At 44.7% G+C, this 20957-nt stretch carries 21 protein-coding genes; 14 read left to right on the top strand and 7 right to left on the bottom strand.

What is annotated here, in order from left to right:
* Nucleotides 1–177: 177 nt before the first annotated feature.
* Entirely contained in the window at nucleotides 178–1644 is a 1467-nt protein-coding gene (locus tag ACIQXQ_RS12625) for an NAD(P)-binding domain-containing protein (protein WP_402957817.1), read from the bottom strand.
* 302 nt (nucleotides 1645–1946) lie between these two features.
* On the opposite strand from ACIQXQ_RS12625, the gene ACIQXQ_RS12620 reads away from it, so the two are divergent.
* From ACIQXQ_RS12620 to ACIQXQ_RS12605, 4 genes are all read left to right on the top strand, one after another.
* Nucleotides 1947–3011: an ABC transporter ATP-binding protein gene (locus ACIQXQ_RS12620; RefSeq protein ID WP_402957815.1), complete on the top strand. Its 1065-nt coding sequence runs from the start codon at nucleotides 1947–1949 to the stop codon at nucleotides 3009–3011.
* Nucleotides 3012–3305: 294 nt separating this feature from the next.
* On the top strand, nucleotides 3306–4829 hold the full coding sequence (locus tag ACIQXQ_RS12615; protein WP_402957813.1) for a phytoene desaturase family protein: 1524 nt from the start codon (nucleotides 3306–3308) through the stop codon (nucleotides 4827–4829).
* Nucleotides 4829–6289 (top strand): phytoene desaturase family protein, encoded by a 1461-nt coding sequence (locus tag ACIQXQ_RS12610; RefSeq protein ID WP_402957812.1) that lies wholly within the window; start codon nucleotides 4829–4831, stop codon nucleotides 6287–6289. The genes ACIQXQ_RS12615 and ACIQXQ_RS12610 overlap by 1 nt, the downstream gene beginning before the upstream one ends.
* Nucleotides 6282–7115, top strand: coding sequence for a phytoene/squalene synthase family protein (locus tag ACIQXQ_RS12605; protein WP_402874761.1), 834 nt, complete (start codon nucleotides 6282–6284; stop codon nucleotides 7113–7115). Before ACIQXQ_RS12610 ends, ACIQXQ_RS12605 begins: the two co-directional genes overlap by 8 nt.
* Before the next feature lie 217 nt (nucleotides 7116–7332).
* Here ACIQXQ_RS12605 and ACIQXQ_RS12600 read toward each other — a convergent pair whose 3' ends face one another.
* Genes ACIQXQ_RS12600 through ACIQXQ_RS12585 form a run of 4 tightly spaced genes read right to left on the bottom strand, consistent with a single transcriptional unit; the run spans nucleotide 7333 to nucleotide 11336 of the window.
* Nucleotides 7333–8808, bottom strand: a complete 1476-nt coding sequence (locus ACIQXQ_RS12600) for a phytoene desaturase family protein (RefSeq protein WP_402957811.1) — start codon at nucleotides 8806–8808, stop codon at nucleotides 7333–7335.
* Entirely contained in the window at nucleotides 8805–9908 is a 1104-nt protein-coding gene (locus tag ACIQXQ_RS12595) for a glycosyltransferase family 2 protein (protein WP_402957809.1), read from the bottom strand. Before ACIQXQ_RS12595 ends, ACIQXQ_RS12600 begins: the two co-directional genes overlap by 4 nt.
* 13 nt (nucleotides 9909–9921) lie before the next feature.
* Nucleotides 9922–10584 carry a lysophospholipid acyltransferase family protein gene (locus ACIQXQ_RS12590; RefSeq protein WP_402957807.1) on the bottom strand — a complete coding sequence of 221 codons (663 nt, stop codon included), beginning with the start codon at nucleotides 10582–10584 and terminating at the stop codon, nucleotides 9922–9924.
* Nucleotides 10581–11336 (bottom strand): carotenoid biosynthesis protein, encoded by a 756-nt coding sequence (locus ACIQXQ_RS12585; protein ID WP_402874774.1) that lies wholly within the window; start codon nucleotides 11334–11336, stop codon nucleotides 10581–10583. Before ACIQXQ_RS12585 ends, ACIQXQ_RS12590 begins: the two co-directional genes overlap by 4 nt.
* A 268-nt stretch (nucleotides 11337–11604) precedes the next feature.
* Here ACIQXQ_RS12585 and ACIQXQ_RS12580 point away from each other — a divergent pair, with 268 nt between their 5' ends.
* Complete coding sequence (locus ACIQXQ_RS12580; RefSeq protein WP_402957805.1) at nucleotides 11605–12042, top strand: ferritin-like domain-containing protein; 438 nt, start codon at nucleotides 11605–11607, stop codon at nucleotides 12040–12042.
* Nucleotides 12043–12072: 30 nt separating this feature from the next.
* Here ACIQXQ_RS12580 and ACIQXQ_RS12575 read toward each other — a convergent pair whose 3' ends face one another.
* Entirely contained in the window at nucleotides 12073–12963 is an 891-nt protein-coding gene (locus tag ACIQXQ_RS12575; protein ID WP_402957803.1) for a DMT family transporter, read from the bottom strand.
* 151 nt (nucleotides 12964–13114) lie between these two features.
* On the opposite strand from ACIQXQ_RS12575, the gene ACIQXQ_RS12570 reads away from it, so the two are divergent.
* The 6 genes from ACIQXQ_RS12570 (at nucleotide 13115) to lepB (ending at nucleotide 16894) form a co-directional block, all read left to right on the top strand.
* On the top strand, nucleotides 13115–13564 hold the full coding sequence (locus tag ACIQXQ_RS12570; protein WP_402957801.1) for an RrF2 family transcriptional regulator: 450 nt from the start codon (nucleotides 13115–13117) through the stop codon (nucleotides 13562–13564).
* Nucleotides 13565–13639: 75 nt separating this feature from the next.
* Complete coding sequence (locus ACIQXQ_RS12565; RefSeq protein WP_402874783.1) at nucleotides 13640–14344, top strand: DsbA family oxidoreductase; 705 nt, start codon at nucleotides 13640–13642, stop codon at nucleotides 14342–14344.
* Between the two features lie 157 nt (nucleotides 14345–14501).
* Complete coding sequence (locus tag ACIQXQ_RS12560) at nucleotides 14502–15305, top strand: uroporphyrinogen-III synthase (protein WP_402957799.1); 804 nt, start codon at nucleotides 14502–14504, stop codon at nucleotides 15303–15305.
* Nucleotides 15306–15384: 79 nt separating this feature from the next.
* A complete protein-coding gene (locus tag ACIQXQ_RS12555) occupies nucleotides 15385–15561 on the top strand; it encodes a hypothetical protein (protein ID WP_402957797.1) in 177 nt (58 codons plus the stop codon).
* A 90-nt stretch (nucleotides 15562–15651) separates the two neighbouring features.
* The gene (locus tag ACIQXQ_RS12550; RefSeq protein WP_402957795.1) at nucleotides 15652–16074 is read left to right on the top strand and encodes a DUF4064 domain-containing protein; all 423 of its coding nucleotides are present in this window, start codon (nucleotides 15652–15654) and stop codon (nucleotides 16072–16074) included.
* Nucleotides 16075–16345: 271 nt separating this feature from the next.
* Nucleotides 16346–16894: a signal peptidase I gene (gene lepB, locus ACIQXQ_RS12545; RefSeq protein WP_402957793.1), complete on the top strand. Its 549-nt coding sequence runs from the start codon at nucleotides 16346–16348 to the stop codon at nucleotides 16892–16894.
* Nucleotides 16895–16928: 34 nt separating this feature from the next.
* Here the strand turns inward: lepB and ACIQXQ_RS12540 are convergent, their stop codons facing one another.
* The gene (locus ACIQXQ_RS12540) at nucleotides 16929–17603 is read right to left on the bottom strand and encodes a VOC family protein (RefSeq protein WP_402957791.1); all 675 of its coding nucleotides are present in this window, start codon (nucleotides 17601–17603) and stop codon (nucleotides 16929–16931) included.
* 219 nt (nucleotides 17604–17822) lie between these two features.
* On the opposite strand from ACIQXQ_RS12540, the gene ACIQXQ_RS12535 reads away from it, so the two are divergent.
* The 3 genes from ACIQXQ_RS12535 to dat all read left to right on the top strand — a co-directional run bounded on the left by ACIQXQ_RS12535 (nucleotide 17823) and on the right by dat (nucleotide 20826).
* Entirely contained in the window at nucleotides 17823–18308 is a 486-nt protein-coding gene (locus ACIQXQ_RS12535) for a DedA family protein (RefSeq protein ID WP_402874802.1), read from the top strand.
* 229 nt (nucleotides 18309–18537) lie between these two features.
* Nucleotides 18538–19950 (top strand): dipeptidase PepV, encoded by a 1413-nt coding sequence (pepV, locus tag ACIQXQ_RS12530; protein ID WP_402957789.1) that lies wholly within the window; start codon nucleotides 18538–18540, stop codon nucleotides 19948–19950.
* Between the two features lie 21 nt (nucleotides 19951–19971).
* A complete protein-coding gene (dat, locus tag ACIQXQ_RS12525; RefSeq protein WP_402957787.1) occupies nucleotides 19972–20826 on the top strand; it encodes a D-amino-acid transaminase in 855 nt (284 codons plus the stop codon).
* The last annotated feature ends 131 nt before the right edge of the window (nucleotides 20827–20957 follow it).

Here is a 20957-nt window from a genome sequence, read left to right as displayed (position 1 = left end):
AGTAAATGGAATGTAAGCGTTACCTTCATTGTACAACAGGGTGGGAATCTAGTGTTGAAAGAAATGAATAATGGATGAAATGCCTTTGGCTTTTTCTCCAGGATGATAAAAGGCTTGCTGCCTTAGATGTGCCAGCAAGCCATTTATTTGAGAATATTAGGTGGGCTATCCAAATCGTCAACTGGGTATCGAGTGTATGAACGATTGGGGTGTGGAGTCCGTCCTTTGTTCTTTTCTTGGCCATTCTTCGGTGAATTCTACTTGGTCATAGTCAAAGAATGTTGTGAGGATGTCTGTTCGATTGTCGGTGAAGAGCTGTTCAGCTACCGCCGCTACGAGTTTTGGTATGCTGAACTTCAATCCCGAAAGTGCTGAAGCTGAAATGCCGCAACTGATCAAGGCGGAATAGTTAAAGGCGAAAATTCCGTGCAGTCGCCCTTTTCCTTTATCATCACGGCTTTGGAAAGCAAAGCCGGGGCTTAAGTAAGGATGTGCATCAATCGTAGGATTAGCCAGATTTTCCGGGGCGTGATAGCGGTCGCTCCAGCGGACAATGTGCTTTTCCACAAGCCGTAATTCAGGCCGTAAAGAAGGATCCGTGACAAGGCCGGTACTGATGATCAAGAAATCAAAAGTGAATGTTCCCTTAGGCGTTGTCACGACAGCTTGATCATTTACGTTCTTTACTTGAAGCCATGGGGAGCCCAGGTGCATGTCGAATCCGGGCCATGAGGAGGCACGTTGAAACATATCTGTGGTCGGTGGTTGATTATGCTTAAAGAAATGGCTCATCACGGCATACTTATCAGCATCCGGTAGGGTATGGAAACGCTCGATTATGCCGGAAGCCTCCATATGCCGGATCGGATTGATGCGGGGAATCTCTTTGCGCCTGATGAAGACATGGGCTTTTGCGACGCCTTCAGAGAGGGCGAAATGGGCATTATCAAAAGCAGAGGCTCCGCCGCCCAAAATAGCGACCCTTTTCCCTTTGAGGGTGGAAAAGTCAATCGGTTCCGAGGTATGTGCATAGAGGTGGCGAGGCAAGTTCTCTGTTATCATGGGTGGAATATGCCATTCGCCCCCACCTTGAATCCCGGTGGCTAAAATGACCTTGCGAGCAAGCAGTAGGGGCGTGTGGGCTCCTTGGCCTTCGATATGCAATTTATGGATTCCTTCTTCGGTAGGCTCGACTAGCTTTAATTTCACCTTATTGATGACAGGCAGGTTGAGGACTTCCCGATACCACTGAAGATAATTCATCCATTCCTGTCGGGGTATCTTATCCATCGCTTCCCAGCTTTCTTGACCGAATTGCGCTTCCCACCATGCGCGGAACGTCAAGGAAGGGATGCCAAGATCGATGGTCGTCAAATGCTTGGGTGTCCGCAATGTCACCATGCGAGCATAGGTTCTCCAGGGCCCTTCCAACCCTTCGCCATTTTCATCGATGACAAGGATGTTGGATATTTTCTCACGGAAAAGTCCAAAAGCCGTACCTAACCCACTTTGTCCGCCCCCGACAATGATTGCATCATAGATATGTCCTGCCGGTTGCTTGGATGGATCCACCCGATCGTTGCTACCGATCGAAAGGTAGGACAAATCAGTTCTAACCTGTTTGGTTAATGTTTCTATGCTCATGATCAATTCATTCCTTTCATGGACGATTTTTATCAATATATGTTTTGTTAAGTAACTTTTCATGTAAGTTTATATAACATACTATTAGATTATCATGGATTCATCGGAAATTCTTTAGGTGAATTGTCTGAAATTTCTTTTTATTATTGGTCACAATCACTAATCGAATAAGTGGTTAGTGTAAAATGGGTTTTTTTTACATGTGTTTCATTAAAAAAGTCCATACTACTACATAGTCGGATGGTTGTTACGTTCGGAATGATAGTTTAATTTCGGGTAACGATAAAAAAGGAGAAGAGCTAATGGCTTTACTTGCTTTGCAAGAGATAGCGGTAGCATATAACAAACAAAGGGTTTTAAAAGATCTCACACTTGAAGTTGAAGAAGGACAGCTGGTTTCCCTACTGGGTCCAAGTGGATGTGGGAAGACAACGACATTGCGTTTAATTGCGGGGCTTGTACAAGCTAGTGAAGGGAAGATTCTATATAACGAGAAAGATTATACGAAAGTCCCTGTTACGAAGCGGAATGTTGGCTTTGTGTTTCAGAACTATGTCTTATTTCCGCATATGACGATCTTTCATAATATTGCATTCGGACTGAGGCTTAGGAAATGTTCCAAGATGGAGATAGAAAAACGTGTCATGGATGTGCTGGAAATCGTAAATATGTCAGGGTTTGAAATGAGGTATCCGCATGAGCTTTCCGGTGGACAAAAGCAACGTATTGCGATTGCAAGGGCCATCGTCATCGAACCGGAAATCCTTTTATTTGACGAACCATTGAGTAACCTCGATGCAAACTTACGGGTGAACATGAGGACGGAAATACGGCGGATTCAACAAAAGTTAGGGATTACCACGGTGTACGTATCTCATGATCAGGAAGAATGTTTAGCGATATCCGATCAGGTGGCGATCATGAATCAAGGTGCCATCGAGCAGTTTAATAGTCCGGCGGCGATTTACAATTATCCTCGAACCAAATTTGTCGCAGACTTTATCGGGTATAAGAATTTCATTTCCTTCGATGAGCGGCATGATGACGGAGACCATATCGTACTGATTAAATCAGGGTACGTATTTGTTCTCCAAAAGGATGCGCATATGTCTAACTTGACTGGGAAAACAAGTACAATCAGGCCGGATGCTTTAATGATGCAAGCAAAAAGTCCTTCGGGAAATCTGCAACATAATTGTTTACCGGGAAGAATTAAGGTTCGTACATATCTAGGAAGAAGTTATCAATATAGTGTGGGGACACCATTCGGGGATTTTATCGTGAATGGGGAGATGACAGAACCATATCATGTAGGTCAAGAAATCGTTCTGGTCTTTCCAAGAAACCAGATGGTGCTGGTTGATTAGAGTGGGAGGGTGTCGTGAGGCAGAGACGTTGGTGAGTCAACGTTTCTGTCTTTTTCATTTTTATATATAAAAGCGTTTAACATTTGTACAGCTAATGATAGTCCGGGTATTCGATGGGAAAAGGGATGAAAAAGCTAATTTTATAGAAAAATAATCTTGAAAAGTGCCTTTATACCAGCATTCCGAAGCGTTTTTTATCCAGAGGACCTTCTCGGTTAAATAAAAATTGTAGTATTTGATATATAACCGTTGTATAATGTTTGTATAACATTTGTGCAGAGTGGAGGTATCCGAATGAAAAAGCGTATGGCGATTGTGGGGGCAGGTCCGGGAGGGCTTGCTGCAGCCATGATTCTAGCAAGTAAAGGTTATCAGGTTAACGTATATGAAAAGCAATCCTATATCGGTGGTCGAAATGCCGAAGTGAGGTTGGGAGATTATAAGTTTGATATGGGACCGACATTTTTATCGATGGTTCATATTGTCGAAGAATTATTTACGGCCGCTGGGAGAAATTTGCATGCCTATTTGAACGCAGTGGAACTCAATCCAATGTATGAACTGATTTTTGAGAATCGGAAACTGCTCATGACCCGTGATACAGAGCAGATGAAACGGCAAATCGAGTCGGTGTATCCAGGCAATGGCGAGGGATATGAAAGGTTCTTGAAGGAAACGGCAAAGAAAATGGAGGCCCTCTCACCCATTTTGCAATCCAAGATGGATCGGTTCATGCACTATTTTCAGCCGAAAGTTCTTCGTGCGCTTCCTGAACTTGAATTGAATAAGACGTTATATGATGTCTTGTCCCGTTATTTTACCGTGGATGAATTGAAGCTCGCGTTCACGTTTCAGTCTAAATATTTAGGCATGTCACCGTGGGAATGTCCAGGTGCCTTTTCGATCCTTTCTTATATGGAACATGCTTATGGTGTCTTCCATCCGATTGGCGGCGTGAACGAGTTATCTAAATCGATGGCGAAGGTCGTTCGTGAGCATGGTGGGAAAATCCATACGAATAGCGGGGTGAAAAGCCTTTGGATTGAGGGGAAAACGGTGAAAGGCGTTGACCTTGAAAACGGAGAAAGGGTGGAGGCGGATGAAGTCATCATCAATGGTGATTTTGCCCACGTCATGACCCACTTGGTCAGTAAAGGCCAGTTAAAGAAATATACACCTGAAAAGTTGGCGAAGAAGAAATATTCTTGTTCCACATTCATGTTATATCTAGGGTTGAATAAGAAGTTCGACTTGCCGCATCATACCATCGTTTTCTCGAAAGATTATCAAAAGAATGTGGAGGAAATAACGAACTTGAAGATCCTTTCTGAAGATTCTTCGATCTATATTCAAAATGCGAGTGTCACCGATCCAACGTTAGCTCCCGAAGGAAAGTCCACCCTGTATATCTTGGCACCTGTGCCGAATAATTTTAGCGGGATTGACTGGGAAGAAGAGCAAGAAGCATTCCGGGCACTCATTTTAAAGACGGTCGAAGAGAAGACGGGATTCAAAAACCTGGAGCAGTATATTGAAGTTGAAAAAATGATCACGCCCCGTAATTGGGAAGAAGACAAATTGGTCTATAAAGGGGCGACCTTCAACCTTGGGCATCAGCTTTCACAAATGATGGTATTTAGACCGCATAACCAATTCGAAGAGCTCAAGCATTGCTGGCTCGTTGGTGGTGGAACGCATCCTGGAAGCGGGCTCCCGACCATCCTGGAATCTGCACGCATTACGGCGAATGGCATATTGGAACAGGATAAGCGGGACATCATTCCTGTATCACCGCTTCCCGTCGTGGAGGGATTTTGATGAAGACAGCGATTATTGGTGGCGGTGTCGGAGGGTTGATGGGTGCCTTGTTTTTATCGAAGCAGGGGATCGATGTAACGATTTATGAAAAAGAGGCGCAGCTTGGAGGGAGGCTGAATTTTGTCGAAAGAGATGGTTTTCGGATTGACCAAGGTCCGACCATCGTCCTGTTACCTGAGATGTTTCAACACCTTTTAGATGAAGCGGGCATCGACCGGAAAATCTATGAACTCCTCCTATGTGATCCCCTCTATTCAATCCAATTTCCCGATGGAGTGTCATTCACGAAATATCCGGACTTTGAGCGGCAAGTGGAGGAATTCAGAAGGGTCTTTCCTTCAGAAGTAGAGGGTTTCAAGCGTTTTATGAAAGAGGGAAGCTATCGACTTGAGTTGGGGAAAAAATCATTCTTGGAAGAATCCTTTGTGAATCCCAAAGATTTTTGGACACCAAGCAAGCTCAAAACATTGATGAAGCTAAAACCCTATCAATCGGTACAGAAATTGATGTCTCAATACTTTAAAGATGAAAGGCTACAATCGGTCTATGCACTTCAATCTTTATATGTTGGCGGTAATCCCTTTCAAGTTCCCGCGATGTACTCGTTAGTTTCATTCGCTGAGCATGAGCAGGGAGTCCACTATCTAAAAGGTGGGTACGCAAGCCTCATCCCCGTCCTTGAAAACGAACTGAAACGACGCAATGTGACAATACACCTGAATAGCAGGGTGGAGAATATCCCTACGGAACACCAGAAAGTAACCGGGGTTGAGACGAAGGGTGGATTCATCCCTTATGATTCTGTCGTGTTTAACGGGGATTTCCCAAATATCAAGCATGTATTGGGACGAAAAGAGAAAAGGACATTCACCCCATCTTCAGGCTGCCTTCTCCTGTATTTCGGTTTAAATCGCATATACAAAGAAGCGAATGTGCATCAGTATTTCATGGGGGATAATTTTTCTGAGCATATGAAAGATGTATTCGACAGGAAAAAGCTTCCAGTGAACCCTTCCATATATGCCTTTCATCCATCCATCATCGATGATAGCCTGGCCCCGGCCGGTAAAGGTGTGATGTACACGCTGGTTCCAGTACCGTCCGAGTCGGATATTGATTGGTCCAACGAAACGGAATGGATAAATGGAATAATCAACCGTATGGAGAAATCATCTTTCCCAGGATTGCGCGAAGCCATTGAATGGATGGAAATACGGACACCGACGGATGCCGAGAAATTTGGCTTGTATCGAGGCGGAAGCTTCGGTGTCGCACCAACCTTATTGCAATCTGGCGTCTTCCGGCCGCAGGTGAAACCGTATCCTATTGATAATCTGTACGCAGTGGGAGCATCGGTTCATCCAGGCGGCGGCATTCCGCTTGTTATGCAAGGAGCAAAATTACTTGCGGATCAAATCCAGCGTGATCAAGCCCTGAAAGGAGTGAGTGTCCATGTATGATGTGAAAGAGGCGTACCGGAATTGCGAAAAGGTGATTGCCCACCATTCCAAAACCTTTTATAAAGCCTTTTCCATTCTGCCGAGGGATGAGCGACAAGCGGTATACGCCGTTTATGCTTTCTGCCGGACGGTCGATGATATTGTCGATGAGGGGGAGAACCCTGCAACTGAACTTGCCGTTTTCACGAGTGAGTTCGAGCATTTCCTAAGTGGAGTATACGATGCATCCAACCCCATGTGGGTGGCTCTTCATGATGTGTTTCGACGCTATGAGATGGATGAACAGCATTTCCGTGAAATGATCAAAGGCCAGGAAATGGATATCACGATCAATCGCTATGAGACGGTGAATCAACTCTTGAACTATTGTTATCATGTAGCGAGTACAGTGGGTCTGATGCTCCTGCCGATCCTTGCACCGAAGAAAGTGGCTGCTTTAAAGGACGGCGCCATTGCATTGGGTTTGGCCATGCAGGTGACCAATATACTGCGTGACATAGGAGAGGATTTGGGTCGTGATCGAATTTATTTGCCTCATGATGTGATGAAGGCCCATGGTTTGACGGAAAAGTCGCTATGGTCTGGAAAGGTGGATGTCCCTTTTGTGGAAGTGTGGGAGCATCTAGCGAAAGAGGCTGAAGGGTTTTACCAAGAAGCTTTTCAAACCTTGAATGAATATCCAATCTATTCAAGGATACCAGTCAAAAGTGCCGCCTATTTATACCGTGAGATTTTAACGGCCGTCCGTTCGAAGAAGTATCATGTTTTTCATAAAAAGCATTTTGTGACCGATCAGATGAAGCAACGGATACTCGTCAATATGTAGAAAAACAGGTCACTTCCTGTGCGAAGTGACCTGTTTCAGTATGTAGACACACTCGGATAAAAATAGATACTGTCTATATTATGGAGGGTGATTTTCACTCCAGGCACTCGCTTTCCGCGGGCGGTCCGTGAGCCTCCTCGGCTTACGCCTGTGGGGTCTCCCGAAGACACGCGTTTCCCGCAGGAGTCTCGCACCTTCCGTTTTAATCGACTTTGTTTTATTGTCCCATTTTTATGATAGAGCGGGCTACGTTTAGACCGCTAATCGTTACCATCGGTGAACCGCCGCCAGGGTGAGTGCTACCACCGACAAAGTACAGGTTTTTGATATCTTTACTGGTATTTTGGGGGCGCAGGAATGCGTCTTTTTTTCGGTTGGCAGAGACTCCGTATAAGGCCCCGCGATGGGCCCCGAATTGCGCGGCGATATCGGAAGGGGTTATGATTTTTTCTTCCACGATATGTTGAGTGAGATCGAGGCCATGGGAAGATAACGTTTCAAAGATCAATTTCTTATAGGCATCCGGTTCTATTTGCAATTTTCCATTCGGAGGCAGGGCGGGGGCATTAACCAGGATGAATAAGTTATCCCCTTTTGGCGAGCGGCCAGGATCCGTATGGGACGAATTGCAAATGTAGATGGTCGGCTTGGCACTGTATTTTTTGTTGACGAAGAGGTCATTGAACTCTTGTTGATAATCATCGGAAAAATAAACGGTATGATGCTTCAATTGGGTAAAACGTTTGTTGATCCCGGCCAGTATAACGAATGCCGAAATGGAGGGGTCGATTTTATCCACCTTATCGTTTTTAAAAGAAGGACGGTCCTTTTCAGCAACTAGGTCAGGATAGGCTTTCAATAAATCGGCGTTCATAATCACATGGTCAGCCATCACCTTTTCCCCGTTTTGTAACTCGACTCCGGTTGCTTTATTGTCGGCCACGAGCATCTTCTTTACTTGCGATTCACTATGAAGGCTGACACCCATCTTCTTGGCAAGCGAAGCAAAGGCTTCCGCGATTTTCACATTGCCCCCTTTTACATAGTACACCCCTTCGACCATTTCCAAATAGGAAATCATCGCAAACGTGGCGGGTGCTTGGAATGGGGAAGAGCCGATGTATGTGGCATATCGATTATAGGCTTCGATGATGCGAGGATTGGAAAAGTAAGAACGGAAAAAGGAATCCAATGTTTGCAAGGGGCGTACGCGCATCATCGCCGCCCCCAATGAAGGCGAAGCATAATCACGCCATGAACGAAACGTTCTGGGGAGGAAATATCGTTCCGAGAGCTTGAATAACCTGGTGATTTCCTTAATGAAAGAATCGTAATGGCGAGCCCCGGCAGGATCAACTTTCTGAAGTTGAGAAAGGACGGTTTGCTGATTGCTGGAAAAGTCGAAATGGGTTCCATCCGGAAAGATGTTGCGTGTATGATTCTCCAGTTTGATCATCTCGAAATAATCATCGGCCCGTTCTCCCGTTTGTTCGATCACCTGTTTAAACACCGAAGGCATCGTGATGGTATTGGGACCGAAATCAAACGAGTAATCACCAAGTTGAATTGGCATCATTTTCCCGCCGAAATGACGATTCTTTTCGTAGAGTTCGACGTGGAATCCTGCATGTGCTAGGGTGATGGCCGACGATAGACCGCCGAGACCGCCCCCGATGATGATCACTTTTTTCATGAATAGTGCCGTCCTTTCCATTCATAAGATTGTCTGGACCATGATTTCCACATGGATGCATGCATGATGCCGATGAATGAAGCCGCGGATAACGGCATCAAAAATGATAGATACCCTCCTTGGTTCGTCACACGGTCCACAATGTAACGCTGGCATGTAATGAGGAGATATGGAATGAAACAAACCGGCTGGAACTCGATAAGCCCGTATGCAAGCAAGAGAAGGGGGCCTATGTAAAAGAAACTATAAAAAACCGTCAATAATACGACCAGAGGAAAAGAACGGCCTAGGCCATTGTAAATGTTTTTTAAAAACCCATCCCATACTTCCTGGTTCGTCTCATACATCCGGCAGGACACTTCATCGGTGATGTTCGCAAGCATTACCTTAAATCCTTGCTCTTTCATCTTACGTGCAATATGGACATCCTCGACCAATGAGAATCGTACCGTCTCGTGGCCGCCCATCTTCATATAAGCCATTCGTTCAAATAGCATAAACCCTCCATGTGCAGCGGTCGTAGCTAGGATATTCGTCCGGTTGGCAAACATGATCGGCAAATGGAACAGGACGACAAAGTGTTGCATGGGGACAAGGAGCTTACTTAGAAAAGATGGGACTTCAAACGCGGAGAACCCAGTTAACAGGTGCGCCCGGCTTGTTTTCATTAGTGAGAGTGATTTTTCGAGACAATGGGGTTTCAAACGCACATCCGCATCGATAAAAAGGAAGTATGCCCCGTTCGCCTCTTGTTGCAGTTGATGACATGCATGGACCTTGCCTACCCATTGTTCAGGCAGCTTTTCCCCGGAAAGGATGCGAAACCGGCTGTCGCCTTCGGTTGCCTTTTCCAGGATGGAACAGGTTTGATCAGTGGACTGATCGTCCAACAAAATGAATTCAATGTTCGGATAGGTCAAAGCCTGTAAGCACCGGACCATGGATTCGGCATTCCGTTCTTCATTTCTCATGGGAACCATGATGGAAACGAGCGGTGTCTTGTCTAGGTTTGCATGTTTGGGCAGCCTAGGCAGGGATAGCGCATTCAGCATCGTCCAGATGATGAAAATCGTTAAGCAGATGATGAAAGAAAATAACATGTAGCACACTCCCCTAAAGTAAAATCGAAAACTTGTTGAATTGTTTTGTTACGACAAGCTGCTTTAATTCATCCAACTGCTCGGTGCAAACTTGTTCCAGTCCAGTCGTTTTTTCGTTCCGTGACCTACCGGGTAAATCGTGATGATATAGCGGATTTCCTGCTTCTATGTACACTTCTGGCTTTTTCCTTTGGCCAAATGAATAATAAAAGCTAATCGGGACGACCGGTGTATGTGGACAGTGTTCCAATACATATGTAACGCCTGGTTGAAAGCCTAGCGGACGCATTTCTAAATGAAATTCATCTCCTTGTGGAAACATCCAGACACTCTTTCCACCTTCTAATAACTGTTGCGCATATTGGAGGGATTGCAGGATATCTTTTGGATGATTACGATTTATGGAAAAGGCTCCTAATCTTTTAAAATACGGATACTGCTTTAACCCTGATTCATGCATCATGATATAGAGGTCTCCAGGAAGGACGGTTCGGCTTAGATGAAAAAAGATGAGTCCGTCCCACCAAGAACTATGATTCGCGATATAAATTGCCGGCGTTGTTGGAAGGGTTCCTTTGGAATATAAATGGATTTGATCAAAGGACCGTCGTAATAAACGTTGATGATAAAGGGAAAACATGGAGTGGAATAGTCGGTTTTTATTGGCACGGATCATGTTGCTTCCCTCCTTCTTAAGGCGAGTAATAGGATGAAGCTGGCTAATAGAGCAGTGAGCGAGCTTGCTAGCCAAAGTTTTCCGAGTAGACCTAATAAGATGAACATCCCAATCATTAGCGCAAATAAAAGAACCATGCGTTTTTCCCATCTTATATTTTGATTTGTGTCTTTCTTCCATTTGAGAATGAACAAGAGAAACAAATGAAGGACAAAGGCGACCAGAAACCAGCCGACAAAATTACTAAAAGGGATCCCATAGTACACGCCTGTTTCTTCCCATAGCCAATATTGCTTCACTTTATAGGAAACCGGATCGATGATTAAATCGATGACCACCGCGATGCATCCTCCGACAATGGCATATAAGAGCCCGCCATGTGGAACGATTTTTTTTGCCAATACATGAGATGTTCCCATCACCATCAGCCATGCGAACCCAATCGCAATGGGGACTCCGAATAAATTGGGGGCGAATTTTTCTGTGTAGCCATATTGTCCGAACAAAATACTGTAGGCAGAGCCGAGGTATTCAATAAGAAAGGAAGACGAAAATATGACACTACTAATCAAGAGCCCGTACTGCCAATTAAACTTCTTGATGAAAAAGATCACCCCTAACAATCCGGCCAACACCAAAAACATGGCATTGGCCCATTCTAGCCACGGCGGTATCCAATCAAAGCTAAGAAGGATGATTCCGCAGGCATACCAAAAAAGGAATACTTTATATAAGACTTCATCCAATGTCATGTATATATGATACCTCCCTAAATGAATATATCTATACAAACATTGTACAATATATGTACAAATATTGAAAATGGTTTTTGTTTAAAGGGAAGGCTCACGAATCGTACACATATTTAGCGAAGTATCTACTCATTTTTTACGCAACATAAAATAAACCGGGTCGGTAGGATCTGTAGGATTCAATGCGAGATTGGTCGTCAATATACTAGGCACATGTTCCGTCACTTGTCATAAGATAAGGGTATATGGAATGGGGAGGTCTTTTTAGATGTATGATTATATAGCGAATGATCAGGAAGAGAATCGCCAGCAGGACTTGATACACAAGTTAGAACAGGCGATTAATGGGGAGTATAGCGCCATCTTGTGTTACGAGAAACTAGCTAGGATGGCTCCTAACGAAACAGAGCGGAAGCAAATCCTTGAGATCAGGGAAGATGAGATGAAACATTTTCAGGTGTTTTCACAAATCTACATCAATCTGACAGGATACCAGCCAACACCGAAAGTGACGGAAACATGCCCGGATTCATATAAAGCAGGCTTGGAGTTTGCCCTTGTGGATGAACAGAAAACCGTGGATTTTTATTTGGAAACAGCAGATGGTGCAGCAGACCGGTCGGTAAGAAAGGCATTTCGTCGTGCTGCCGCAGATGAGCAAAACCATGCCGTGTGGTTTTTGTATTATATGGTGAAAAATAAATAGAAAGAGCGCCGAAAGCGGTGCTCTTTCTATTTATGATAGGGAAGTCTTCTCGATTGGAGCAGGTGCCTTCGGTGAAAAGGTCAGTGAAACAATTCCACATAAAAGCAGTCCAACACCAAACCAGTTCAACAAGCTCAGGCTCTCGCCGACAAGAAAGACACCAAGAAGTGCCGCTACCAATGGTTCCGCCAATGACAGCGATACGGCAGTTGATGATGGGACGGATAGAAGACCTTTGTTAAAAAGCAAGTAAGCCAAAGCTGTCGCAAAAAGGCCAAGGTGAAGGCTGATGGCCAACCCATTAGTGGTTATGATCCAGCTACTATCAAAGATGAATAGCATAGGCGACAATAGCAAGGCGCTTAAAGTAAAGATGACCGCAGCCGTTGCTTCTGGAGGCTGTTTGCCCAGAATTTTCTTGCTTACGAGTGTATACACGCTAAAGGACGCCCCGGCACCAAGTGCAAGTAGGATGCCGATTGGGTCAATTGGTCCTTGCCCTTCATTGGCAAACAGAAGTAAGCATCCCGCAATCGATAAACCTGTCGCCAACCACCAAATCATGGAAGGTTGTTTTTTTTCAATCACCCATTCAAGGAAACCGGCAATGATCGGAGCGCTGCTCAGTGTAATGATGGTACCAATGGCGATTCCGGTGAGGCTGACACCCATGAAAAAAAGCGGTTGATAACAAGCCATGCCTAGCGTGGCCAAGAGTGTTTCCTTTACTGGCCAATTATGGACCGTTACTTTCCTTTGCAAGAAAGCGATAAGTACGAGAACAATTCCTCCGAAAGCGAGGCGGACCGCACCAATTGCAAAGGGATGGGCGCCATCCGGGGCGAATGATTGGGCGGTACCCGTCGTTCCCCACAGCATGGCACCCATGATGACGAACAGATACCCAGACTTATCCCTCATTTACTCTCTCCTATTGGTATAGATTCATTATTCTGATAATTTTACCATACTATTTGAGCGAAAATCGAAGAGAAAGGCCATTTGTTCGGGAGATAGGAACATAGTATACTAGTCTCACAGTAGTTCATAGAAGATATAGGAGGAAATAGTGATGTCATCAAGTACTAAAAATAACCAAATCGGTCCCGCTCGGTTTGCCGTTGCTATTCACTCTCTGGTTTGGCTGGCGCAAAGTGGGAAGCTGCTGACGAGTTCCGTGATTGCATCAAAGGTCCATTCACATGCTACGTTTTTACGGAGGGTGATGGCCCAGCTTGCGGTAGCTGGAATCGTCGAGACCAAGGAAGGGCGTGAAGGTGGATATAGTCTTCATGTACCCGCCGATATCCTGACCTTGGCAGATGTATATCTGGCAGTGCGACCGGAATGTCTTGATTTCCTGGATACGAGTGAATGCGGGGAAGTCGGGAAACAGCTTGATCGTGCTTTGGAAGAAATCATGAATGAGGCAGAACAGGAAACCCTGAAGCTCTTGAAAGGGTACACGCTAGAACAGTTCATGGACAAAATTGATTTTTCCGAAAGTGCGTACCTAGGCTAATATCCTTGCAGAAGGATATTCTGCCCTATATAATGTGCTTAAAGTAATTGCATTTAATTCAAGGAGGGTCTTAACATGAAGGTGGAAATTTGGTCGGATTATCAATGTCCGTTTTGTTATATTGGAAAGCGTCGTTTCGAGGATGCGTTGAATCAATTTGAAAATAAGGATCAGGTCGAGGTTGAATTCCGTAGTTTTGAGTTGAATCCGGAAGCGGAACGGGATATCAATATGAGCCAAAGTGAGATGTTGGCGAAGAAATACGGCATGTCGCAGGCTCAGGTGGAAGCCAACAGCCAAAATATGACCCAACAAGCTGCAGAGTTGGGGCTTGACTATCATTTAGACAAAGTCGTCTTGACGAATTCCTTTGATGCTCACCGCTTGATGCATTTTGCCGAATCAAAAGGAAAAGGGAAAGAAATGAATGAACGTCTGTTCAAAGCATACTTCACGGAAGGCAAGCATATCGGCGACCATGCCACATTGGCGGATTTGGCAGAAGAAGTCGGTCTTGATCAGTCTGAAGTGGAAAAGATGTTAGCGGGCACAGCCTTCACGGCGGAAGTAAGGGGCAACGAACAAGAAGGAAGTTTGCTTGGGATTACGGGAGTTCCATTCTATGTGATCAACCGAAAGTACGGCGTCTCAGGAGCTCAGCCTGCCGAAGCGTTTTTAGATACATTGAGGAAGGTATGGGCAGAGGAAAACCCGTTGCAAATGGTGAATGAAACAGGGGATGCTTGCACGGATGGTTCTTGTAGCGTACCGGAAAAGTAAACGCTACGAATGGAGACTTGGACATGTTCTGAGTCTCTTTTTTTATGTAAAGGATCCCGGGATACGGAAAGAAGCTTCTTTTTTATAGTTTCATAGACTGAAAATTTGTATAATAGGGATAAGACTATAGATGAAGCATACATATGGAGGGTCATGAATGAGTAAGCTTAACGGCAGGACAGTTGCTCTTTTGGGAGCAAGGAAAATGGAAGAACTCAGTAAAATCGTTGATAATCTAGGGGGCGTCCCGCTTGTCCGGTCAGCACAAGGCACGGTATATCTGGATGATTCCCATCTGGAGGAGGATGTTACCCGTTTAATAGAAGGAGAGTTCGATTGGATCATTCTTACGACGGGAGTGGGCACGGAACTCTTATATAATACCGCTGTAAGAATGGAAGCGGGGGACCGTTTTATAGAAGCTTTGCAAAAAATGAAGATTGCCGTTCGTGGGTATAAAACGAAAAACCTGCTTAAGAAGCTTGGCCTGGAGCCTGACGTCCGTGATGATGATGGCAGTACGGCAGGATTGGTTCGCAATCTTGATGGACATTTGCTCGGCGGTGTGAAAGTCGCCTTGCAACTGCATGGAGATCCGGCACCGCTTTTGATGAACTGGTTGGATGAACAAAAAGTCGAACATAAAGAGATATTGCCCTATGAACATATTGCCCCGGAAACCGAAACGATGCATCTCTTAATTGGGGAAATCCTCGATGGGAAAATAGATGCCGTTGTGTTCACGAGTGCGCCCCAGCCTCGAAATTTGATGAGATTTGCCCGTGAACTAGGTGTGGGAAAACGCTTAATTGACCGCTTTGCAACGGATGTCGTGGCCCTGGCTGTCGGTAAAGTGACGGCGCAAGTCATCATCGAGGCAGGGATTGACCGGGTCATTTATCCAGAAGATCAACGGATGGGCAGTGCGATGGTCGAGCTGGTGAAGTTTTATACGAGTTAAATGAAATCTATCGTAAAGCGTTAGTCTTCTAAATCTTTTATTCAGTAAGCCGCCGATCGATGACAGGGAGGAGCCTAATATGGAATGGACTATTGGTGATGTATTGTGGCAATTATTTTTCCTGGGACTTCTTATATTACTGGTTGTGATGATCGTGAAAATCATTCGTTTTTTTCAAATGCATACGAAAGGTGTTTCCGGCGTGGAAAAGAAGACGGGAGAATTTGAAGAACGCGTCCATAACGACAAAAAGTGAAGAGTGCCCGTTTAATAGTACATACAATCTTTACTTCCTCCCTGAATGGGGTAGAGTACCTAAGTAACTTTTTCTTGGGGGGAAGTATAGATGAAACGTACCGGTGAATTTGTGTTAAGCATTATTGGTGTATCCATCGCAACCATTTCCTTAACTTTGGGAATCATTACGGCTGTCTACACCAGCACGGTCGACCTAACGGAACTGGTTGAATATTCATTAGGTTCCGACGTGGAGATGGCGGCTTCCGAAATGGAGATGACACTCCAACTGTTCCACGTACTATTGTGGGGAGGAATTGTATCGTTGGCGTTTGCTCTGCTAGGTGGACTGATTGCCATCATTCTCTTGAAAAAAGGCAGAGTGAAAGCGGCCGGTATTGTATTCATCATTATCGGCATTCTTACCCTATTCCATATATGGCCCCTGATCTTCTTCATCGTGCCGGGAATTATGTGCCTGGTAAGGAAAGAAAGAATCCATAATGAAGAGATGGAATATAAGCCGTATTAAATATCATTCTCCATGTCTAGTGGTTTACATCAAATGAAGGAGCGCATTCGATTTACTCTATCGAATGCGCTTCTTGCTAGGTTGCATAAAGTACCAAACTGAACGGAGGAATTGAACCACATTCAACCATCTGAAAGGATAATTCAACCGCTATAACGAATAATTCAATAATATGCCAAAGTTAGGGGAAAATGTGGGCATTTGTATGAAGTGATTATGTTCTTACTGTGATATAATGACTAGACTAAAACACAAGAGAGAGGGACTTCGATTGGAAAAAAGCAAAGAGGTTTTTTCGTGGGTTAAAGCGATTGGGATTGCGGTCGTATTGGCTTTTCTGATTCGAACATATATATTTGCCCCTATAGTCGTGGATGGGGAATCTATGATGCCGACTTTACAAGATCATGAAAGAATTGTGCTCACTAAGTTTGGCACGAGTATTGGTAGCATCGACCGATTTGATATCGTCGTCTTCCATGCAACGGAAGATAAAGATTACATAAAACGGGTGATTGGCCTACCGGGTGATCATATTGAATATAAGGATGACACGCTTTATATTAATGGCAAGAAATATGATGAACCCTATTTAGAAGAATATAAAGAAGAAATGGGCGGGGAGCCATTGACTGGTTCTTTCAAGCTTGAGGAAGTGTCAGGCAGCATGACCGTACCGGATGACCACCTGTTCGTGATGGGGGACAACCGCCAGAATAGTCTGGACAGCCGTGAAATCGGACCCGTTTCCGTAGAGGAAATAGTCGGTAAGGCGAATTTGGTATATTGGCCCATCAAGGAATTTAAAATCGTGAAATAAAGGAACGGACTCGACTATCGAGTCCGTTCTTTCGTTATGCTTTAGAAATCCGCGTTTCGCCTGCACCATCTTGGATGATGCGTGTTTTGAAATCGACTTCTATCATGAGAGGATGGATTTCGGCATATTGCTCTGAAAAAATCCACCGTCGTCCTGGTTTGCCCAACAATAGAAATGCCCCGTCGCTACCCATGAATGTAAGACCATCGGGATTCAAGGATTCGCCATCCCGGATTGGGATATTCCTGTTGATCAGCTGTTGGCCAATCCCCTCGATATCCCGAGTCGTCAGATTGATCTCCCCGATGCTTAATAAAGAGTTCATTGAAAAAGGCTCATTGCTCTCGGGTGCGATGGAATGCCTTGCAATGAACTCGACAACATTATGGCTAGGGTCGGTGAAATAAAGCGAATGGGCATGGATATTCTTGAAGTACACTTCATCAACCCCCTCTTCCCTATTTAAAGGAGTGCGTGCGGTGATCCATTTCTTCGCCTCCTTGAATTGATTGGAAGGGATGTTGAAGGCCAAATGATAGAATGGCTTGCTACCGCTTTTGGCTTCAGTGAAAATCAATTCACTTGCCCCTATCTTTATTGAAAAGCTATTAGGTGTCTCCCCGAGTAATTTGGCGCCAAGCCGGTTCAGATAAAAAGCTTTTGTTTTTGCTAGAGAATTTGAAGCGAGGTTTACTTTGTTGATCAGCATAACTTCACACCCCTTTTCCTTATTTCTTCCATTATAAAATAATTCGGCTGGATAAGCGCCAAAAGGAAATTTATCTGCGAATTTTGAAGTTTTTTTTAGAAAAACCACTCATTTGGGTTAAATTGGGTTATTCTATAAGATAGAAGTAATCACGTTAACCAGACCCGTACCGAAATTGGATTACTTCTTACATAGGGTGTCTGAGATGGAGTACGAAGAATGGACATGGTAAAAGAGTTAATTTCAAACTATGGTTATTTTGCGATATATGGACTTTTAGCATTAGGGATCATCGGGTTGCCTGTTCCCGATGAGTTCATGATGACGTTTGTCGGCTATTTGGCTTCTATTTCTGTTTTGAATGTACAAGGTGCATTCTTTGTCAGCTTTCTAGGTTCGGTTTCGGGGATGTTGGTCAGTTATTTCATCGGGAAAAAAATTGGCAAGCCTTTCCTAAGGAAACATGGAAGGTGGATTCGGATGACTCCGACACGGTTGGAGAGTCTTGAGAGATGGTTTAATAAATACGGACCGTGGACCCTTATCATCGCCTATTTCATTCCGGGAATCCGCCATTTTGCCAGTTATTTTTCTGGAATGAATGGAATGGGTAAACGCAAATATTGTATCTTTGCTGGTGTAGGGGCATTCAGTTGGTGCTTGGTGTTTACTGCTGTTGGCTATTTCATTGGTGTTTTGACTTAAAGGATAATGGGGCTTGCCTGGCAGCAAAGACTGGTTCCTTTATATATGATGGAGATCCGTTCTGTTCGTGGAAGCGGGTCTATTTTTTATGAGTGGATTGTGATTGAATCATGTACCTGTTTTATGAGCGTCAAATTACGGGAATAAGAAAGAATGGTCTCAACACTTGGCGATAAATATAGAAATAGTGATAAAATGAGAAATATATGAAAAAGGGAGTTGTCATGATTTGAGTGAATTGAATTGGCGCGAAGAAGTAGAAAAAAGAAAAATGGACCTTTTGGTCGATACACAGAACCTATTGAAGATAAAGAGTGTATTGGATGAAAGCCAAGCAACAGAGGAGGCTCCATTTGGCAAAGGAGTCAAGGAAGCATTGGATTATATGCTCCAGTTAGCGGAAAAAGACGGATTTACCGTGAAAAATGTCGATAATGTTGCCGGGCATATTGAAATGGGCGAGGGTGAGGAGTTAATCGGGATTTTATGTCATGTCGATGTAGTTCCTGAAGGAGATGGCTGGAGCTCTGATCCATTTGGCGCCGAGATACGCAACGGGCGGATCTATGCGCGTGGGGCAATCGACGATAAAGGTCCGACGATGGCGGCTTATCATGCCATGAAACTTGTCCGGGAGCTTGGCAAGCCATTGAACAAGCGTGTTCGAATGATCATTGGTACGGATGAGGAATCAGATTGGCGTTGTGTCGATCGCTATTTCGAAGTGGAGGAAATGCCGACGATGGGCTTTGCCCCGGATGCAGATTTCCCTATCATCAGTGCGGAAAAAGGAATCTGGGATTATTCCATCATTCAGCCAGCGGATGCAGGACCCGGAACGAATTCAGATGTGAATGTTTTGGAATTTTCTTCAGGCCGAAGAACGAATATGGTACCCGATTTCGCAACGGCCATTGTGGAAGCGGGCAACCCTGCTGAAATCGTTGCAGGCTACCAGAACTATTTACAAAGATATTCGCTGAAAGGACAGGCTGTGCCACAAAAAAATCAAGTCCTACTAGAACTGAATGGGGTTTCAGCCCATGCGATGGAACCGAAAAATGGAGTCAATGCGGGTCTGCATTTAGCTGTGTTCTTGGCGGACTTATCACTAGATCCCCATGCAAAATCCTATTTCACTTTCATCAAGGATTATCTATTTGAAGATTCCCGTGGCACTAAGTTGGGTGTCGCCTATACGGATGAACAAACAGGTGAATTGACGATCAATGCCGGCACATTCAATTATTCGAAAAAAGGCGATAGCTCCATCGGATTCAGTATGCGTTACCCGGTCACATATGAATGGGAAAAGCAAAAAGAAGCGTTAGAACAAAAGCTTTCCACATATAATCTACGTGTGGAATCCAATTCGCTTTCGACTCCTCACTATGTGAACAGTGATAGCTTCTTGATCAAGACGCTCCAAGAAGTGTATGAAGCGGAAACGGGTGAACAAGCGGAGCTCCTTTCCATCGGTGGCGGAACATATGCCCGCTCATTGAAGGAAGGCGTCGCATTCGGCCCCCTATTCCCAGGTAGTGAGGATATCGCGCACCAAAAGGATGAGTATATCGATATAGAAGATATGCTGAAGGCAACGGCCATTTATGCCCGTGCCATTCATGAACTAGCCAAATAAGAGGGTAAGAAGGAGTAAGACATGGGGAAGATCATTTATAACGGTGAATTGAAAGACCGGTCTGCCATCCAGATAGATGTCGAGGATCGAGGATACCAGTTCGGTGATGGTGTTTATGAAGTCATCCGTGTTTATAACGGAAAACTATTTGCAGCCGACATGCACCTAAACCGACTCATGGACAGCGCGAAACTGATTCAACTGAAGGTTCCTTTTACAGTGGCAGAGATCAAGGAAAGGACAAAAGAACTGATTACTGCAGAGAATCTGGAATATGGTATTGTCTACATGCAATTGACGAGAGGCGCTTCGCCCCGTAATCACGCCTTTCCAATAGGTGAAGTAGACCCTGTTTTTGTCGCTTATACCAAGGACATGCCATATACAGGAAGTAAGCCTGGGGTCAAAGCTGTCACGGTTGAGGATATCCGTTGGTTACGTTGCAACATCAAGAGCTTGAATTTGCTAGGTAATATATTGGCTAAGCAGCAAGCCGTTGAAGCAGGCTGTGACGAAGCGATCCAACATCGGGATGGAACGGTTACGGAGGGAAGTTCATCCAATGTGGCGATCATCGTGAAGGGTACGCTGAAGACGCACCCGGCGACGAATCTGATCCTGAATGGGATTACCCGCCAGATCCTACTTAAGCTGTGCAACGATAAGGGCATTTCTTATGTGGAAGAACCTTTCACCCTCTCGGACATGATGGATGCGGATGAAGTCCTGTATACAAGCACAGGCGTTGAAGTCACGCCAATCACCGCAATCGATGGGCAATTGATTGGGGATGGAAAGGTCGGAAGTATCACGCTCCAACTACAAAAGTTATTTACACAGGAAATCGAGCGGCAATGTGGTAGTTTAACTGAATAGATTCCGAATCCCCCTGTCTGAATGGAGGCAGGGGGATTTCTATGTGTACATTTTTCGAAACGCAACATGCTCATGAACCCGTTCCCTATACGGTCCTTTTTTAGTAAGCATCCATTTTGACATTTTCAAAC

Source organism: Peribacillus sp. NPDC097198, from assembly GCF_044762055.1.
Lineage (GTDB): Bacteria > Bacillota > Bacilli > Bacillales > DSM-1321 > Peribacillus.
Note: the sequence above shows the minus strand (reverse complement) of the source record. Positions and strands in the feature narration are given on the sequence as shown.

What these genes read in the sequence shown, in the direction of transcription:
- ACIQXQ_RS12580 (WP_402957805.1), top strand. Translation starts at nt 11,605, where the DNA reads ATGTATGATTATATAGCGAATGATCAGGAAGAGAATCGCCAGCAGGAC.
- dat (WP_402957787.1), top strand. Translation starts at nt 19,972, where the DNA reads ATGGGGAAGATCATTTATAACGGTGAATTGAAAGACCGGTCTGCCATC.
- ACIQXQ_RS12595 (WP_402957809.1), bottom strand. Translation starts at nt 9,908, where the DNA reads ATGTTATTTTCTTTCATCATCTGCTTAACGATTTTCATCATCTGGACG.
- ACIQXQ_RS12570 (WP_402957801.1), top strand. Translation starts at nt 13,115, where the DNA reads ATGTCATCAAGTACTAAAAATAACCAAATCGGTCCCGCTCGGTTTGCC.
- ACIQXQ_RS12620 (WP_402957815.1), top strand. Translation starts at nt 1,947, where the DNA reads ATGGCTTTACTTGCTTTGCAAGAGATAGCGGTAGCATATAACAAACAA.
- ACIQXQ_RS12600 (WP_402957811.1), bottom strand. Translation starts at nt 8,808, where the DNA reads ATGAAAAAAGTGATCATCATCGGGGGCGGTCTCGGCGGTCTATCGTCG.
- ACIQXQ_RS12625 (WP_402957817.1), bottom strand. Translation starts at nt 1,644, where the DNA reads ATGAGCATAGAAACATTAACCAAACAGGTTAGAACTGATTTGTCCTAC.
- ACIQXQ_RS12575 (WP_402957803.1), bottom strand. Translation starts at nt 12,963, where the DNA reads ATGAGGGATAAGTCTGGGTATCTGTTCGTCATCATGGGTGCCATGCTG.
- ACIQXQ_RS12605 (WP_402874761.1), top strand. Translation starts at nt 6,282, where the DNA reads ATGTATGATGTGAAAGAGGCGTACCGGAATTGCGAAAAGGTGATTGCC.
- ACIQXQ_RS12590 (WP_402957807.1), bottom strand. Translation starts at nt 10,584, where the DNA reads ATGATCCGTGCCAATAAAAACCGACTATTCCACTCCATGTTTTCCCTT.
- ACIQXQ_RS12610 (WP_402957812.1), top strand. Translation starts at nt 4,829, where the DNA reads ATGAAGACAGCGATTATTGGTGGCGGTGTCGGAGGGTTGATGGGTGCC.
- ACIQXQ_RS12550 (WP_402957795.1), top strand. Translation starts at nt 15,652, where the DNA reads ATGAAACGTACCGGTGAATTTGTGTTAAGCATTATTGGTGTATCCATC.
- ACIQXQ_RS12540 (WP_402957791.1), bottom strand. Translation starts at nt 17,603, where the DNA reads ATGCTGATCAACAAAGTAAACCTCGCTTCAAATTCTCTAGCAAAAACA.
- ACIQXQ_RS12615 (WP_402957813.1), top strand. Translation starts at nt 3,306, where the DNA reads ATGAAAAAGCGTATGGCGATTGTGGGGGCAGGTCCGGGAGGGCTTGCT.
- ACIQXQ_RS12555 (WP_402957797.1), top strand. Translation starts at nt 15,385, where the DNA reads ATGGAATGGACTATTGGTGATGTATTGTGGCAATTATTTTTCCTGGGA.
- ACIQXQ_RS12565 (WP_402874783.1), top strand. Translation starts at nt 13,640, where the DNA reads ATGAAGGTGGAAATTTGGTCGGATTATCAATGTCCGTTTTGTTATATT.
- ACIQXQ_RS12560 (WP_402957799.1), top strand. Translation starts at nt 14,502, where the DNA reads ATGAGTAAGCTTAACGGCAGGACAGTTGCTCTTTTGGGAGCAAGGAAA.
- ACIQXQ_RS12585 (WP_402874774.1), bottom strand. Translation starts at nt 11,336, where the DNA reads ATGACATTGGATGAAGTCTTATATAAAGTATTCCTTTTTTGGTATGCC.
- ACIQXQ_RS12535 (WP_402874802.1), top strand. Translation starts at nt 17,823, where the DNA reads ATGGACATGGTAAAAGAGTTAATTTCAAACTATGGTTATTTTGCGATA.